Here is a 15,569-nt window from a genome sequence, read left to right on the forward strand (position 1 = left end):
CTCGCGCATATCGGCATGATCGACTGGCTCGCACTCGCGGCGAGCAAGATCGGCGACTATTGGCCGCCGATCGCGATGATAGCGCCACTGATGCTGATCGGCGCCGTATACCGCGAGCGACGGCATGGCGGATCGCGATCGATCATGTCGATCGCACGCGACTTTCTGACCGAGCGGGGAGCGGGGCTGTTCGTGCCGATCGCAAGTGCCATGCTCGCCGGTGCGGCCTACAACGTCTTCAAGCAACAGGTCCTGCCCCGTTCGGGCTACGGTGCCGACGGGCTTCTCGCCCGTATCGACCAGACGCTCCTCGGCGGCAACGATGCATGGACGATCAGCCATGGCATGCTGCCCTCCCCGCTCACGACCTATCTGCTCGACCTGCTGTACCACCCGCTGTTTTTTCCGATGACGATGGGTGTGGCGCTCTGCACCTATCTTCCGCTGCGATCCGTCGCCCGGTTCCGCTATCTCGCCGGCCTGACGCTGTTGCTCGCCGGGCCGGCCACCATCGGCAGTTGGCTGGTGCCGGCGGTGGGGCCGTGCTTCGACGCTACGCTTCATGGCAATGGCCGGTATGAAGCGCTGACGCGGCTGCTCCATGCGCAATCCTCGGAAATCGGTCGCGGGTTCATCTCGCTGGAGTATCAGGCGCAATTGCTGCGGCTGTTTGGCACGGCGCAAAGCGCGGACGGCGCTGGCATCTCGGCGCTGCCATCGATCCATAACGGGATGTCCACGCTGTTCATCTGCTTCGCGATCAGCCTGCGCCGCAGCCTAGCGTGGATACTGGTGCCTTACGCAGCCGTGGTGTTCGTAGGGTCGGTTCACCTAGGGTGGCATTACGCCATCGATGGCCTGGCCGGCATCGTCGCGTCGATCGTCATTTGGCGGCTGACGGCCCCGCTTGCTCGCGCCGCGGGGCTCGCCGAACCGGATGGCAAACGCGTCAGATCGCCCCTGTTCCGCCGTTGGCCCCCACCGCGCTTCCCGTCGTGAAGCTGATCGTCGGATCGGCGAGTGTCACGTACAGCCCCGCCAGTTCCGCCGGCTGGCCGGCGCGGCCGAGGGGCGTGTCCTGGCCGAATTCGCCCATCTTGCCCGGCAGCTGGCCGCCTGCGACCTGCAGCGGAGTCCAGATCGGTCCCGGCGCGACCGCATTCACCCGGATGCCCTGTTTCGCGACTTGCTTGGCGAGAGCCTTGGTGAAGATCAGGATGCCGGCCTTGGTGGTGGCGTAATCCAGCAATTCCTCCTCCGGCATCACCGAATTGACCGAGGCGGTGTTGATGATCGTCGACCCTGGCTTCATCAGCGGGATCGCCGCCTTGGACAGGTGGAACATCGCATACAGGTTGGTCTTCATCGTCCGGTCGAACTGTTCGGCGCTGATGTCGGCGATCGACGCTTTCGACTGCTGATAGGCGGCGTTGTTGACCAGGATGTCCAATCCGCCGAGCTGGCGGCTGGCGCGGGCGATCAGGTCGCGGCAGAATTTCTCATCGGTGAGGTCGCCGGGGATCAGCACGACCTTGTGCCCCTCGCCGCGCAGCAGCCGCGCGACGTCCTGCGCGTCGGGCTCTTCGGTCGGATAGTAATTGATCGCGACATCGGCGCCTTCCCGCGCGAAGGCGATGACGGCGGCGCGGCCGATCCCCGAATCGCCGCCGGTCACCAGCGCCTTGCGCCCGGCGAGCCGGCCCGATCCGCGGTAGCTCGCCTCGCCGCTGTCCGGCACCGGCTGCATCTCGCGCTGGAGCGCCGGCCACTTCTGCCGCTGTTCGGGAAACGGCTGCTTGGTGTAGCGGGTCTGCGGATCGGCCGGTTTCGCACCGGCGGCCCCGGCTTGGGCGAAGGCGGGCGCCGCGGCGGCCGCGACGCCGGCGACGGCTGCGCCCTTGAACAGATCGCGACGGCTGGTGGAATCGGTCATGGCGTTCATCTCCCGGACACTTCCTCCGCGAAACCCTTCGCCGCCCGCGTTGGTTCATCCGGGCTCGCAAAATAGCGACCTCAACACAGACACATGCGCGGCACACTTGCCCGACGCCCCGGCTCTCCCCTACCCCGCCGGAATGACCGACCTGCCCGAGACGCCGCAACAGGCCGCCGCCGAACTGGAAGCGCTCGCCGCCACGATCGCGCACCACAATCGCCTGTACCATACCCAGGATGCGCCGGAGATCGCCGACGCCGAATATGACGCGCTCGTCCGCCGCAACGCCGCGATCGAGGCCGCCTATCCCACGCTGATCCGCGCCGATTCGCCGAGCCGCCTGGTCGGCGCCGCCCCCGCCGGCCACCTCGCGAAGGTGGCGCATGCGCGGCCGATGATGAGCCTCGACAACGCATTTTCCGATGACGATGTGGCCGAGTTCGTCGGCCGGGTCCGCCGCTTCCTGCGGCTGGGCGATGACGAGCCGGTGGCGCTGACCGCGGAGACCAAGATCGACGGCCTGTCCTGCTCGCTCCGCTACGAGGGCGGCGAGCTGGTCCAGGCGCTTACCCGTGGCGACGGCACCACCGGCGAGGACGTGACCGCCAACGTCCGCACCATCGCCGACATCCCCCAGCGCCTTGCCGGCGACGCACCCGCGGTGTTCGAGATCCGCGGCGAGGTGTATATGGCCAAGGCAGATTTCGCCGCGCTCAACCGCCGCCTGCTCGACGAGGCCAGCGATCCCGCCAAGGCGCGCCAGTTCGCCAATCCCCGCAACGCCGCCGCCGGATCGCTGCGCCAGAAGGACGCCGCCGTCACGGCGAGCCGGCCGCTGCGCTTCTTCGCCCATGGCTGGGGCGAAACTTCCGCGTTACCCGCCGACACGCAGGCGGGCATCGTCGCGGCGATCCGCGACTGGGGTTTGCCGATCGCCGACGGCTTCACCCTGGCCGGAACGGTGGAGGAGGCGCTTGCCGCCTATCGCGCGATCGAGGCCCGTCGCGCCGACCTGCCGTTCGATATCGACGGCGTCGTCTACAAGGTGGACCGGCTCGATTGGCAGGCGCGGCTGGGGCAGGTCGCCAAGGCGCCGCGCTGGGCGATCGCGCACAAATTCCCCGCCGAGCGCGCGCAGACGACGTTGAAGGCGATCGATATCCAGGTCGGCCGCACCGGCAAGCTGACCCCCGTCGCACGGCTGGAGCCGGTGACGGTCGGCGGCGTCGTCGTCACCAACGCCACGCTGCACAATGCCGACGAGATCGGGCGGCTCGGCGTCCACCCGGGCAACCGCGTGGTGCTGCAACGCGCCGGCGACGTCATTCCGCAGATCGTCGAGAATCTGTCGCGTGACGAAGCGCGCGCGCCCTGGCCGTTCCCCACGCACTGTCCCGAATGCGGATCGGCCGCCGAACGCGAACCGGGCGAGGTCGACTTCCGCTGCTCGGGCGGGCTCATCTGCCCGGCGCAGCGGGTTGAGCGGCTACGCCATTTCGCCTCGCGCCACGCACTCGATATCGAAGGGCTGGGCGTCACCAATATCGAAAGCTTCTTCCGCGATGGCCTGATCGGCACGCCTGCCGACATCTATCGCCTGACCGAAGCGCGGCTGCTCGCCCGCGAACGCTGGGCGGAGGTGTCGGCGCGCAACCTGATCGCGGCGATCGACGCCAAGCGGCAGCCGCCGCTCGACCGCTTCCTCTTCGCACTCGGCATCCGCCACGTCGGCGAGGTGACGGCGCGCGACCTCGCCCGCCGCTGGGGCAGTTGGGGCGCCCTCATCGAGATGCTCGCCCGCGCCGTCGCCGAGCGCGATGCGATGGCCCCGGCGATCGGCGAAAGCGACGACAAGCACCTCGCCCGCGTCGCCAAGGCGCTCGCCGCGGTGGTCGACACCAAACAGGTCGGCCCCGAGGTCGCGCTGGCGCTGGTCGACTTCTTCGCCGAGCCGCACAACCGCACGGCACTCGCCGACCTCCTGACCGAGGTGACCCCCGCCGACCTCCAATGGGAAACACGCGAATCGCAGGTGAGCGGCAAGACGCTGGTCTTCACCGGAACGCTGGAAACGCTGAGCCGCGACGAAGCGAAGGCGCAGGCCGAAAAGCTCGGCGCTCGCGTGTCGGGCTCGGTGTCCGCCAAGACCGACCTCGTCATCGCCGGCGCCAATGCGGGATCGAAGCTCAAGAAGGCGGCGGACCTCGGCGTGGCGGTGATCAGCGAAGCGGACTGGGCGGCCATCGTGGCCGCTTCGGAGTAACTTTCGCAGGGAACCGTTGCCTTTTTGCAACGCACAATCAACGACTTTCGCGGTTGCGCAAACGCGACTCGCAACTGTCATGGAACAGAAATATCCCGCGGGCAGGGCGCGCGGCAACGGCATGAGATCGAGCCGCGATTCCGAGCAGACGCTCACAAGGGGACATTGAAGATGCGTAACAACCTTTTCCTGGGCGTGGCCGCGGTCGCGCTCATCGCGCCGGCCGCCGCGTCTGCGCAGGAGACGACGTCCATCATTCGCGGCACCGTGACCGCCAACGGCGTGCCGGTGGCCGGTGCGCAGGTGGTCGTGATCAACGTCCCCTCGAACACACGCGCTGAAACCACGACCGGCGCAGACGGCTCGTTCACCCAGACCGGTCTGCGTGTCGGCGGCCCGTTCACCGTTGAAGTGACCAGCCCGCAGGGCAGCAAGACCGTGACCGACATCTTCACGGTCGCGCAGCAGGCATTCGACCTCCCGGTGGAACTCGGCAGCGAAACCGCCGGTGAAGACATCGTGGTGACCGCTCGTTCGATCGCAGGCGCCGGTACCGTCGGCACGGCACTGCGCACTGTGTTGACCCAGGAAGATATCCGCAAGGTCGCTTCGGTGAACCGCGATATCCGCGACATCGAACGCCGTGACCCGCTTGCCACGCTCGATCTTTCCAACAGCCGCGCCGTGAGCTTCGGCGGCGTCAACCCGCGCTTCAACCGCTTCACGATCAACGGCGTGCAGGTCGGCGACAGCTTTGGCCTCAACTCGGACGCCAACCCCACCGGCCGTGGCCCGGTACCATTCGACGCGATCGGTCAGGTCTCCGTTTCGATCGCTCCGATCGACATTCGCCAGGGCAACTTCCAGGGCGGTGCGATCGATACCGTGCTGCTGTCCGGCACCAATGAATTCCATGGCACCGGCTTCTACTCGCAGAGCCGCGATGAATGGCAGGGCAAGCGGATCGGCTCCAACGTCATCAACAACCTGCCGGACTATAACTCGGAAACATACGGCGCGACCCTGTCCGGTCCGCTGATCGCCGATAAGCTGTTCTTCATGGTTTCGGCAGAGCGGAATACCGATCCGCGCCCGCTCGCGGTCACCAGCATTTCGCAGGTTACCGGTGCCACTCAGGCGCAGGTCGATCAGATCAGCTCGATCGCCCAGAGCGTGTACGGCTACAATCCCGGCAGCTTCACATCGATCAACAACCAGAAGGACGAGAAGATCGTCGGCCGGATCGATTGGAACATCACCGATCGTCAGAAGCTGTCGCTGTCCTATATCAACGCCTATGAGTCGAGCACGGTCGCCCAAGGCACCAGCCAGTCGACGACAACCCCGGCGGTGGGCCTGGCGTCGAACTATTATCAGCGCAGCGTCCTTCTTCGCTCTGGTATCGCTCAGCTGAACTCGGACTGGACGGACAACTTCTCGACCGAGACCCGCTTCCTCTACCAGTACAACAAGGTAGGTCAGGATTCGCTCCTCGGCACCAACTTCGCGCAGTTCTCCGTCTGCACCGCGCCGACGAGCGTCGTTTCGGGCACGAACACCGTCAGCAACTGCGGCACGGGTATTCCGCAGGTCGTCTTCGGTCCGGACATCAGCCGTCAGGCCAACCAGCTGTTCTTCGACAACTGGGGTGGTTCGATCCAGGCTCGATACACTGAGGGCGCCCATGACGTTAAGATCCTGGCAGAGGTCAATGCCAAGCGCACCTTCAACTACTTCTTGCAGCGGGTGAACGGCGCTTATTATTTTGACTCGATCGCCGATTTCCAGAACCGTTCGGCTTCGCAGTTCGACTATGCCAATGCCGTGTCGCTGAACTCCACCGATGCCGCGGCCGATTTCCGGTACCAGCAGTATACGTTCGGTCTGCAGGATACGTGGGATGTCACCAACACGCTGCAGTTGACCTACGGCGTCCGCTATGACCTTTACGCGCAGCGCTCGCCGGTCGCGGCCAACGCCTCCTTCTTCAACCGCTACGGCTTCTATAACACGAAGACGTACAAGGGTCTGGACAATTGGCAGCCGCGGATCAGCGCGCAGTGGAAGCCGATTCACGATCTGTCGATCCGCGCCTCGGCTGCGGTTTTCGGCGGCGGCTCGCCCGACATCTATCTGTCGAACAGCTACTCCAACACCGGCGTGCTGACCAACCGCATCACCACCATGACGCGTGCCGGCACGGTTGCGGGTACGGTCCCGAACTCGCTGGCGACGGCAACGTGTACCGCGCCTTACACCGGTGCCAATGCAGCGCTGTGCACGACGGGCCTGAACAACGTCACTGGGAATTCGATCCCGACGGCGATCGGCTCCTACCTTGCTAACACGCCGGCGGGGGGCAACCCGGCTCCGACCAACGCCCTGGCGCAGGATTTCAAGCTTCCTTCCGTGACGAAGCTGACCGCATCGGCGGATTACAAGCTGTTCGGCTTCAACGTCGGCGCGACGTACCTGTACACCAAGACCAATCAGGCGGTGACGTTCACGGATATCCGTTCGGTCGTGGTCGGCAGGTTGCCTGACGGCCGCCCACGGTACGGCAGCCTCACGAGCTTCACGGACACCAATCAGGACATCCTCCTGACCAACACCACGAAGGGTCGCAGCCACATCTTCGTCGTCCATGCCGATAAGCAGTTCGACTGGGGCCTGTCGCTCGGCGGTAGCTATACCTACCAGGACGTGAAGGACGTCAGCCCGGCATCCTCATCGACCGCGTCGTCCAACTATTTCAACGTTGCGATGTCCGACCCGAACATGGCCACGCTCGGCACGTCTGCGGACCAGACCAAGTGGGCATTCAAGTACAACCTGGGCTACGATCACGCCTTCTTCGGCGACTACAAGACCACGATCCAGCTGTTCGGCGAAACCCGCGCGGGCCGTCCATTCAGCTACACGATGCAGAGCCCGGTCAATGGTCGTTCGCCGGTGTTCGGCACTATTGGAGGCCCGAACCTCGGCACCAACTCCGATCAGCGTTTCCTGATGTATGTACCGACCAGCACCACCGATCCGCTGGTCAGCTATGACAGCACGGACACCCAGACGGCAGTTGAGAATCTGATCAACAGCACCAAGCTGAAGGACTATCGGGGTCGGATCGCAGCGCGGAACATCGACCGCAACCGTGCCTTCACCCGGATCGACCTTCACCTCGAGCAGGAAATCCCGACCTTTATCGGAAAGTCCCGCTTGTCGATCTTTGGTGACATCGAGAACCTGCCGAACCTCATCAACCACAATTGGGGTGGCCTGCGTCAGCTAGCCTTCCCGCAATATGCGCCGGTCGTGCAGGTACAGTGCCTCAGCGTTGCAACGCCGACGGGTACGGCACCGGCCACGGGTGTTGTCAACACCAACACCGCGCAGGCTTGTAACCAGTACCGGTACTCGAGCTATCGCGCTCCGGGCACGGGTTTCGCGAGCATCAACAATTCGCTTTACCTGATCCGCATCGGCGCGCGCTTCTCCTTCTAAGGAGCAAGCGCCAGCCTGACGGTTCACCGGGGCCGCCGCTTCCCTTCGGGCGAGGCGGCGGCCCTTCTGTTTTGCACGGCGGCGTTCGCGCGTGTAGGGACGCTGGCCATATGGCGACGCTTCCCGCCCCACCCCGTCCGGCGCTGAACGTGCGCCCCTTCTTCGAGAACAAGAGCCGTGCGTTCTGGACGCTGCAGGCGGTCGGGTGGACGGGGTATCTGCTGCTGCGCGGCGCATCGACGCTGACCAACCTGTCGCTCGACGTGCTGATCCCGGTGATCTTCGAGGCGATCGTCGGCTATTGCGTGACGCTGCTGCTCTCCACCTTCTACGGCTATTTCCGCAGCCTGCCGCGGGTCGCGGGCCTGGTGCTGACGATCCTCGCCTTTGCCGCGGCGACCTTGCTGTCGGCGTTCCTCGACGCCTTCACCTGGTCGCTGATCCAGAACGGGCAGCCCGGCGTCACGCTGCCGCGGATGCTGGTGTCCTTCTATGTCACCTTCACGGCGCTGTTCGGCTGGTCGGCGCTCTATTTCGGCATCAATTTCTACCTGATCGTCGAGGATCAGATCGACCAGATGCAGCATCTGGAGAACCAGGCGTCGTCGGCGCAGCTTGCCATGCTGCGCTATCAGCTGAACCCGCATTTCCTGTTCAACACGCTCAATTCCATCTCGACGCTGGTGCTGCTGAAACAGACCGAGCGGGCGAATGCGATGCTGAGCCGCCTGTCGTCGTTCCTGCGCTACACGCTCGCCAACGAACCGACCGCGCACGTTACCGTCGCGCAGGAGGTGGAGACGCTGAAGCTGTACCTCGAGATCGAGAAGATGCGCTTCGACGACCGGCTGCGGCCGCAGTTCGAGATCGATCCCGCCGCCGAACGCGCCCGCCTGCCCTCGCTGCTGCTCCAGCCGCTGGTCGAGAATGCGATCAAATATGCGGTCAGCACCCAGGAGGAAGGCGCCGAGATCTGCGTCCGCGTGCGGCTCGCCGGGGATCGCGTGCAGATCGGCGTATCGGACACCGGGCCGGGTTTGCAGGAGGGGCGCGCGATGCCAAGCCTTTCAACCGGCGTGGGTCTCCCCAATATTAGGGAGCGGCTGGTCCAGGCGTACGGCACGGACCACCGTTTCGAGACGCGTACCGCGCCGGCTGGAGGCTTTTCGGTGGAGATCGAGATCCCCTTCCAGCTCGACGATCTGAGTAGAGAGGCCGCATGACGATCAGAACCATCCTGGTGGACGACGAACCGCTCGCGATCCAGGGATTGGAGCTCCGGCTCCAGGCGCATGATGATATCGAGATCATCGAAAAGTGCTCCAACGGGCGCGAGGCGATCCGGGCGATCAAGACGCACAAGCCCGATCTGGTCTTCCTCGACATCCAGATGCCGGGCTTCGACGGCTTTTCGGTGGTGCAGGGCCTGATGGAGGTGGAGCCGCCGCTGTTCGTGTTCGTCACCGCCTATTCGGATCACGCGCTGCGCGCGTTCGAGGCGCAGGCGGTGGATTACCTGATGAAGCCGGTGGAGGAATCGCGCCTCGCCGACACGATCGAACGGGTGCGGCAAAGGCTCAGCGAGAAGCGCGGCGTGGAGGAGGTCGAGAAGCTGAAGGAGGTGCTGGCCGAGCATGCGCCCGAAGCCGCGGCGGACATCGATGGCGGCAGCGGCGACGCGGTGAGCGCCAACCGGTTCGAGAAGCTCATCAACATCAAGGACCAGGGCCAGATCTTCCGCGTCGACGTCGATACGATCGAGCGGATCGACGCGGCGGGCGATTACATGGTGATCTACACCGGCGACCGGAACCTGATCCTGCGCGAGACGATGAAGGACCTGGAAAAGCGGCTCGACCCGCGGCGCTTCCAGCGGGTGCATCGTTCGACGATCGTCAACCTCGATCTGGTCAAGCAGGTGAAGCCGCACACCAACGGCGAATGCTTCCTGGTGCTCAATTCAGGCGCCAATGTGAAGGTCAGCCGCAGCTACCGCGACGTGGTGGCGCGGTTCGTTCACTAACGGGCCGACATGGTCCTCCCGCGCGGGAGGACCACAGGCACGCTGCTATACTGCGCGACGACCGGTGAAGAGCTGGATCAGGCCGACGATGATCGCGATGACCAGCAGGATGTGGATCAATCCGCCGGCGATATGGAGCGAGAAGCCCAGCAGCCACAGGATCAGCAGGATGACGGCGATGGTCCACAACATGGTCAGGCTTCCCTTCCTTTGCCGACGCCATGATGACGCCAGTGGGAAACAAAACGTTACGGATACGGCACGCGTTCCGCCGCTGGCCGAAAAGCTTGTGGAAAGAGGCGGTTGTTCAACGCCGTAGAGCGGCACGGGCGCGATCACCGATCCAATCCAGCGCCGCCGCCTGGATGCCCGGCGCGGCCACCATCACGCCGAATGCGGTCGGATCGGGCTTGTTGTAGCGCAGTGCCGCACCGAGTGCGTCGCTGACCCCGGCACCCGCTTCCGCCGCGATCAGCGCCGCGGCGGCGATGTCCCATTCGTTGCCCCAGCGCAGCGTCGCCACCAGATCCGCCTCGTCCGCGGCGACCATCGCCATGCGCAGCGCGATGGAATTGGGCTTGTGAACGATGGCGAGATGCCGGTCGATCTTGGGCGCGGCATCGGCCGGCACGCGCGCGCCGGTCAGGTCGGTGCGGTCGCCGGCACGCAGCGCGACGCCGTTGCGCCAGGCGCCGCCGCCCCGCGTCGCGCTCCACCGTTCGCGGCGTGCAGGCGCATCGAGCACGCCCAGCACCGCCTCGCCATCCTCCACCAGCGCGACGGAGACGGCCCAGCCCTCCCGCCCGCGGATATAGTCGCGCGTGCCGTCGATCGGATCGACCACCCAGATCCGGCGCCGCGCCAGTCGCTCGGGCGCATCGACGGTTTCCTCGGACAACCAGCCGGCGTCGGGCAGCAGCCCGGCGAGGCGGGCGCGGAGCATGCGGTCGACGTCCAGGTCGACCTCGCACACCGGGCTGCCCGGCGTCTTTTCCCAGCGCGCGAAATCGGTGCGCCAGCGGGCGAGCGCCATCTGCCCCGCCTCGCGCGCGACATCGGCGACGGCGGCGAGCAGATCGGCGGGCGTATCAGCCACCCGCGACCGTCATGCCATCGATCCGAAGGGTCGGCACGTTGGTGCCATAGCGGAATTCGAGATCGTTGGCGGGGGTCAGCTGCGCGAACATGTCCTTGAGGTTGCCCGCGATGGTGAATTCCGCGACCGGGCCGGCGATCTCGCCCGCGACGATCCGGAAGCCCGCCGCGCCGCGGCTGTAGTCGCCGGTGACCGGATTGACCCCCTGCCCGATCAGCTCGGTGACGTAGACGCCATCGGCGATGTCGCCGATCAGCGTCGCGACCGGCACGTCGCCCGCCTCCATGTAGAGGTTGCTCGGCGATACGCCGGGGGCGCCGCCGATGCCGCGCGCGGCATGGCCGGTCGGCTCCAGCCCGAGTTGCCGGGCCGAGCCGCTGTCGAGCAGCCAGGTTTCCAGCACGCCGCCGTCGACGATCGATCGCGGCGACACCGGCAGGCCTTCGCCGTCGAAGGGACGCGAACGCAAGCCGTGCGGCCGGTGCGGATCGTCGCAGATGGTGACGCCCGGGCCAAACACCGCGGTGCCGAGCGCATCCAGCAAAAAGCTAGTGCGCCGCGCGATCGCCTGTCCGCTGATCGAGCCGGTCAGGTGGCCGAGCAGCGACGATCCGACGCGCGGATCGAACACCACCGGCATCGCGCCGCTCGCCATCCGGCCGGGATTGGCGCGGGCGACGACGCGCTCGCCGGCGCGACAGCCGATCGCCTCAGGCGATTCGAGGTGCGCGCGCTTGCGGGCGGCGTGATGGGCGTAATCGCGCTCCATGCCGCTCGCCGCATCGCCGGCCAGCACGCTGGCCGACAGGCTGTAGGCGGTGGCGGCATAAGCGCCGGCGAAACCGTGGCTGGTGACGAGCGCCCAGATCGATCGCGATGCGCTGGCGCCGCCGCCTTCGCTGTTGGTGACGCCGGGCACGGCACGCGCCGCATCCTCCGCCGCCGATGCCCATTCGCGCAATTCGGCGGGGGTCATCGTGCCGCCATCGTCGATATCGAGCAGCGGCGGCGCGCCGTGCATCAGCCGTTCCTGCGGGGCGAGGCCGGCCCAGCGATCCTCCGGTGCCTCCCGCGCCATGGCGACCGCGCGCTCGACCAGCGCGGCGACGGCATCGTCGGAAAGGTCGGAGGTCGAGACGCTTGCCGAGCGCCGGCCGACGAAGACGCGCAGCCCCAGTTCCTCGCTTTCGGACCGGCCGACATCCTCCAGCGCGCCGAGGCGCACCGACAGGTCGAGGGAAGCATCGGCGGCGAAGACGGCGTCGGCGGCATCGGCGCCCGCTCGGGTGGCACGCGCGACGATATCGGCGGCGCGATCACGCGCCTGATCGGGGGTCAGCATCGCCCCGACTTAGGGGCGCGGGCGCGGCGATGCTAGAGCGCGGTGCCGACGACCGCGCAGGCAAGGAACATCAGCAGTCCGGCGAACCGGTTGCTGCGGAACCGTGCCAGCGCATTGCCGCCGTCGTCGGGAACGAGCGTGCCGATCTGCCAGGCGAAATGCGCGGCGACGGGCAACAGGGCGGCGAGCGCCAGCGGATCGGCGCGCACCTGCCAGATCGCCGCGGCCCAGAACGCCAGCGCGACGGCATAGCAGAGGGCGCATCCCGCCTTCACATGCGCGCCCATGCGCAGTGCGGAGGAGCGCACGCCGATCAGCGCATCGTCCTCGCGATCCTGCAGCGCATAGATGGTGTCGTAGCCGATCACCCAGGCGATGCAGCCGCCGTAGAGCAGCCATAGCGGCAGCGCGAGATCGCCGGTCACCTCGCTCCACCCGACCAGCGCCGCCCAGGAGAACACCAGCCCCAGCCACGCCTGCGGCCACCAGGTGATCCGCTTCATGAAGGGATAGGCGGCGACCGGCGCCAGACTGGCGACCGCTACGCCGGCGGCCAGCGGACGCAGCTGCACCAGCACGACCAGCCCGACGAGGCACAGGATGACGAGCCAGCCCCAGGCGAGCTTCACCGACACCAGGCCGCTCGGCAGCGGCCGGGCGCGGGTGCGCGCGACCTGCGCGTCGAGGTCGCGATCGACGATATCGTTGTAGACGCAGCCGGCGCCGCGCATGGCGATGCTGCCGGCGAGGATCCACAGGAGCAGCGGCCAGCGCGTAACCGCGCCGCCGGCAAGCGCGATCCCCCAGGCGCCGGGCCAGAACAGCAGCCACCAGCCGATCGGCCGGTCCAGCCGTGCGAGCAGGGCAAGGCCGCGCAGCAGCGGCGGCAGGCGCCCGGTCAGGCCGCGGTGTTCGCTGTCGGGCACGATCTCTGCTGTCATGCGGCCGCTCTTGCCGCGACGGGGGGTGGCGGAGCAAGCACGCGATGCGCTGACGCATCGGCTTTTGCCTCGCTATCGCCGCGAAGTTCCGGCAATCGCAGGACGATGATGGGAAAACGCGCATGATCGGCCTCTCGGTCGCCGTCGGCCGCTTCGTGGAGGCGCTGTTCTGGGCGATCCTGCGCGTCGCCGGCGTGGTGACGGTGGCGGTGGTCGCGATCGCCGCCGCAGCGTTGCTGGCGTGGATCGTGCTGCGCAAGATCTGGGCGCGGCAAGCCCGACGGAGGGGCAGGAAGTGACCGCGACACCGGCGTGGCCGCCGCAATCGACCCCGCGGCTGTTCGTCGAGCGCCCGCTCGCCCCCGGGCCGCTGCGCATCGACGGCCCCGCGGCGCATTACCTCGTATCGGTGATGCGGATGGCGCCGGGCGATCCGGTCAAGCTGTTCGACGATGCCACCGGCGAGTGGCTCGCCACCGCGAGCCAGGTCGGCAAGCGCGACCTCGTTGTCGAAGTGTCGACACGGCTGCGCGAGCGCGAGCCGGTGCCCGACCTGTGGCTGTGCGCCGCGCCGCTCAAGAAGGGGCGGATCGACTGGTTGGTCGAAAAGGCCTGCGAGCTGGGCGTCGACCGGCTGGTGCCGGTGGTGACGCAGCGGACGGTGGTCGATCGGCCGAAACGCGACCGGCTGCGCAGCCACATGGTCGAGGCGGCGGAGCAATGCGGGCGCACGGCCCTCCCCCGGCTCGACGAGGCGGTGAAGCTGACCGCGCTGCTGCGTGACTGGCCGGCGGATCGCCACCTGTTCTTCGCCGATGAAAGCGGCGGCGCCGCGCCGCTCGCGGCGATGCAGGCGAATCGCGGCCCGGCGGCGATCCTGATCGGGCCGGAGGGCGGCTTCACCACGGAGGAGCGCGCGGCAATCCGCGCGGTGCCGCAGGCGATCGGCATCGGCCTAGGCCCGCGCATCCTGCGCGCCGACACCGCGGCGGCGACGGCGGTGTCGCTCTGGATGGCGGCGGCGGGCGATTGGTAGGAAAGCTGGCTGGCGTGCCCGTTCATCCCCGCGTAAGGGCGCGCAATGACGACGAAAACCGGCAGCCCCAAGGACTCCCCCATCATCGAGTCGCGCGACCAGCTGATCGCGAGCTTCGCGCGTGGTGAAAAGCCGCAGGAACGGTGGCGGATCGGCACGGAGCACGAGAAGTTCGTCTACAGCACCGCCGACCATCATGCGCCGAGCTGGGGCGAGCCGGGCGGCATCCGCGCGCTGCTGACCGAGCTTCAGCAATATGGCTGGCAAGCCGTGGAAGAAGGCGGCAATCTGATCGCACTGTCCGGCGCCGACGGCAGCGTCAGCCTGGAGCCCGCGGGGCAGTTCGAACTGTCCGGCGCACCGCTCGACAACCTGCACCAGACCTGCGCCGAAACCGGCCGACACCTCGATCAGGTGAAGGCGGCGGGCGAGAAGCTGGGGATCGGGTTCCTCGGTCTCGGCATGTGGCCGGACAAGCGGCGCGACGAATTGCCGATCATGCCCAAGGGCCGCTATGCGATCATGCTGCGCCACATGCCGCGCGTCGGCAGCATGGGCCTCGACATGATGCTGCGCACCTGCACGATCCAGGTGAACCTCGATTATGCGTCCGAGGCGGACATGGCCAAGAAGTTCCGCGTCGGGCTGGCGCTACAACCGCTGGCGACCGCCCTGTTCGCCAACTCGCCGTTCACCGAGGGCAAGCCGAACGGCTTCCTCTCCTATCGCAGCCATATCTGGTCGGACACCGACCCTGCGCGCACCGGCATGCTGCCCTTCGTGTTCGAGGACGGCTTCGGCTACGAACGCTATGCCGACTATATGCTCGATGTGCCGATGTACTTCGTCTATCGCGAAGGCCGCTACATCGACGCCGCCGGCCTGTCCTTCCGCGACTTCCTGAAGGGAGAGCTGAGCGTGCTGCCCGGCGAGAAGCCGACGCTGGACGACTGGAACGACCATCTGTCCACCGCCTTCCCCGAAGTGCGGCTGAAGACCTTCCTCGAGATGCGCGGGGCCGATGGCGGGCCGTGGAACCGCATCTGCGCGCTACCGGCGCTATGGGTGGGACTGCTCTATGACGGCGCGGCGCTGGATGCGGCGTGGGACCTCGTCAAGGATTGGAGCCTCGCCGACCGGCAGGCGCTGCGCGATGCGGTGCCGCGGCTGGCGCTCGACGCGCCGCTGCCCGGTGGCGGACGGCTGGGCGACATCGCCGGCGAAGTGCTGGACATCGCGCATGCCGGGCTTGCGGCGCGCGCGCGGGGCAATGCCGCCGGCGACAACGAGACCGGCTTCCTCGATCCGCTGCGCGAGGTGGTGCGGTCGGGCAAGGTGCCGGCGCAGGTGCTGCTCGATCGCTACAACGGCGCATGGGCGGGCGATCTCACCCGGGTGTACGACGAGGCGAGCTTCTGACGACGATCATCG

13 protein-coding genes are annotated in these 15,569 nt (G+C 67.1%); 8 read left to right on the forward strand and 5 right to left on the reverse strand.

The window, feature by feature from the left end:
• Positions 1-90 precede the first annotated feature (90 nt).
• Positions 91-999 (forward strand): phosphatase PAP2 family protein, encoded by a 909-nt coding sequence (locus AC4GY7_RS02605; RefSeq protein WP_491111843.1) that lies wholly within the window; start codon positions 91-93, stop codon positions 997-999.
• Here the strand turns inward: AC4GY7_RS02605 and AC4GY7_RS02610 are convergent.
• Positions 950-1,933, reverse strand: a complete 984-nt coding sequence (locus tag AC4GY7_RS02610; protein WP_491111844.1) for an SDR family oxidoreductase — start codon at positions 1,931-1,933, stop codon at positions 950-952. The genes AC4GY7_RS02605 and AC4GY7_RS02610 overlap by 50 nt on opposite strands.
• Before the next feature lie 142 nt (positions 1,934-2,075).
• Between AC4GY7_RS02610 and ligA the strand changes: the two genes are divergently transcribed.
• From ligA to AC4GY7_RS02630, 4 genes are all read left to right on the forward strand, one after another.
• Positions 2,076-4,199 carry an NAD-dependent DNA ligase LigA gene (gene ligA / locus AC4GY7_RS02615; RefSeq protein WP_491111845.1) on the forward strand — a complete coding sequence of 708 codons (2,124 nt, stop codon included), beginning with the start codon at positions 2,076-2,078 and terminating at the stop codon, positions 4,197-4,199.
• Positions 4,200-4,370: 171 nt separating this feature from the next.
• A complete protein-coding gene (locus AC4GY7_RS02620; protein ID WP_491111846.1) occupies positions 4,371-7,700 on the forward strand; it encodes a TonB-dependent receptor in 3,330 nt (1,109 codons plus the stop codon).
• A gap of 110 nt (positions 7,701-7,810) precedes the next feature.
• Positions 7,811-8,923: a sensor histidine kinase gene (locus AC4GY7_RS02625; protein ID WP_491111847.1), complete on the forward strand. Its 1,113-nt coding sequence runs from the start codon at positions 7,811-7,813 to the stop codon at positions 8,921-8,923.
• Entirely contained in the window at positions 8,920-9,723 is an 804-nt protein-coding gene (locus tag AC4GY7_RS02630; protein ID WP_491111848.1) for a LytR/AlgR family response regulator transcription factor, read from the forward strand. The genes AC4GY7_RS02625 and AC4GY7_RS02630 overlap by 4 nt, the downstream gene beginning before the upstream one ends.
• A gap of 45 nt (positions 9,724-9,768) precedes the next feature.
• Here the strand turns inward: AC4GY7_RS02630 and AC4GY7_RS02635 are convergent, their stop codons facing one another.
• The 4 genes from AC4GY7_RS02635 to ubiA form a co-directional block, all read right to left on the reverse strand.
• The gene (locus tag AC4GY7_RS02635; protein ID WP_203308341.1) at positions 9,769-9,915 is read right to left on the reverse strand and encodes a lmo0937 family membrane protein; all 147 of its coding nucleotides are present in this window, start codon (positions 9,913-9,915) and stop codon (positions 9,769-9,771) included.
• A 115-nt stretch (positions 9,916-10,030) separates the two neighbouring features.
• Positions 10,031-10,819, reverse strand: coding sequence for a 3'(2'),5'-bisphosphate nucleotidase CysQ (locus AC4GY7_RS02640; protein ID WP_491111849.1), 789 nt, complete (start codon positions 10,817-10,819; stop codon positions 10,031-10,033).
• Positions 10,812-12,161 (reverse strand): TldD/PmbA family protein, encoded by a 1,350-nt coding sequence (locus AC4GY7_RS02645; protein WP_491111850.1) that lies wholly within the window; start codon positions 12,159-12,161, stop codon positions 10,812-10,814. The genes AC4GY7_RS02640 and AC4GY7_RS02645 overlap by 8 nt, the downstream gene beginning before the upstream one ends.
• A gap of 32 nt (positions 12,162-12,193) precedes the next feature.
• Positions 12,194-13,102, reverse strand: coding sequence for a 4-hydroxybenzoate octaprenyltransferase (gene ubiA, locus AC4GY7_RS02650; protein ID WP_491111851.1), 909 nt, complete (start codon positions 13,100-13,102; stop codon positions 12,194-12,196).
• Between the two features lie 122 nt (positions 13,103-13,224).
• Here ubiA and AC4GY7_RS02655 point away from each other — a divergent pair, with 122 nt between their 5' ends.
• From AC4GY7_RS02655 to AC4GY7_RS02665, 3 genes are read left to right on the forward strand one after another with little or no spacing between them, the layout of a single operon-like run.
• The gene (locus tag AC4GY7_RS02655) at positions 13,225-13,401 is read left to right on the forward strand and encodes a hypothetical protein (RefSeq protein ID WP_491111852.1); all 177 of its coding nucleotides are present in this window, start codon (positions 13,225-13,227) and stop codon (positions 13,399-13,401) included.
• Positions 13,398-14,138 carry a 16S rRNA (uracil(1498)-N(3))-methyltransferase gene (locus AC4GY7_RS02660; protein WP_491111853.1) on the forward strand — a complete coding sequence of 247 codons (741 nt, stop codon included), beginning with the start codon at positions 13,398-13,400 and terminating at the stop codon, positions 14,136-14,138. The genes AC4GY7_RS02655 and AC4GY7_RS02660 overlap by 4 nt, the downstream gene beginning before the upstream one ends.
• A gap of 45 nt (positions 14,139-14,183) precedes the next feature.
• Positions 14,184-15,557, forward strand: coding sequence for a glutamate--cysteine ligase (locus AC4GY7_RS02665; protein ID WP_491111854.1), 1,374 nt, complete (start codon positions 14,184-14,186; stop codon positions 15,555-15,557).
• Positions 15,558-15,569 lie beyond the last annotated feature (12 nt).

The sequence above is a fragment of the Sphingomonas sp. SP5 genome, assembly GCF_058313455.1.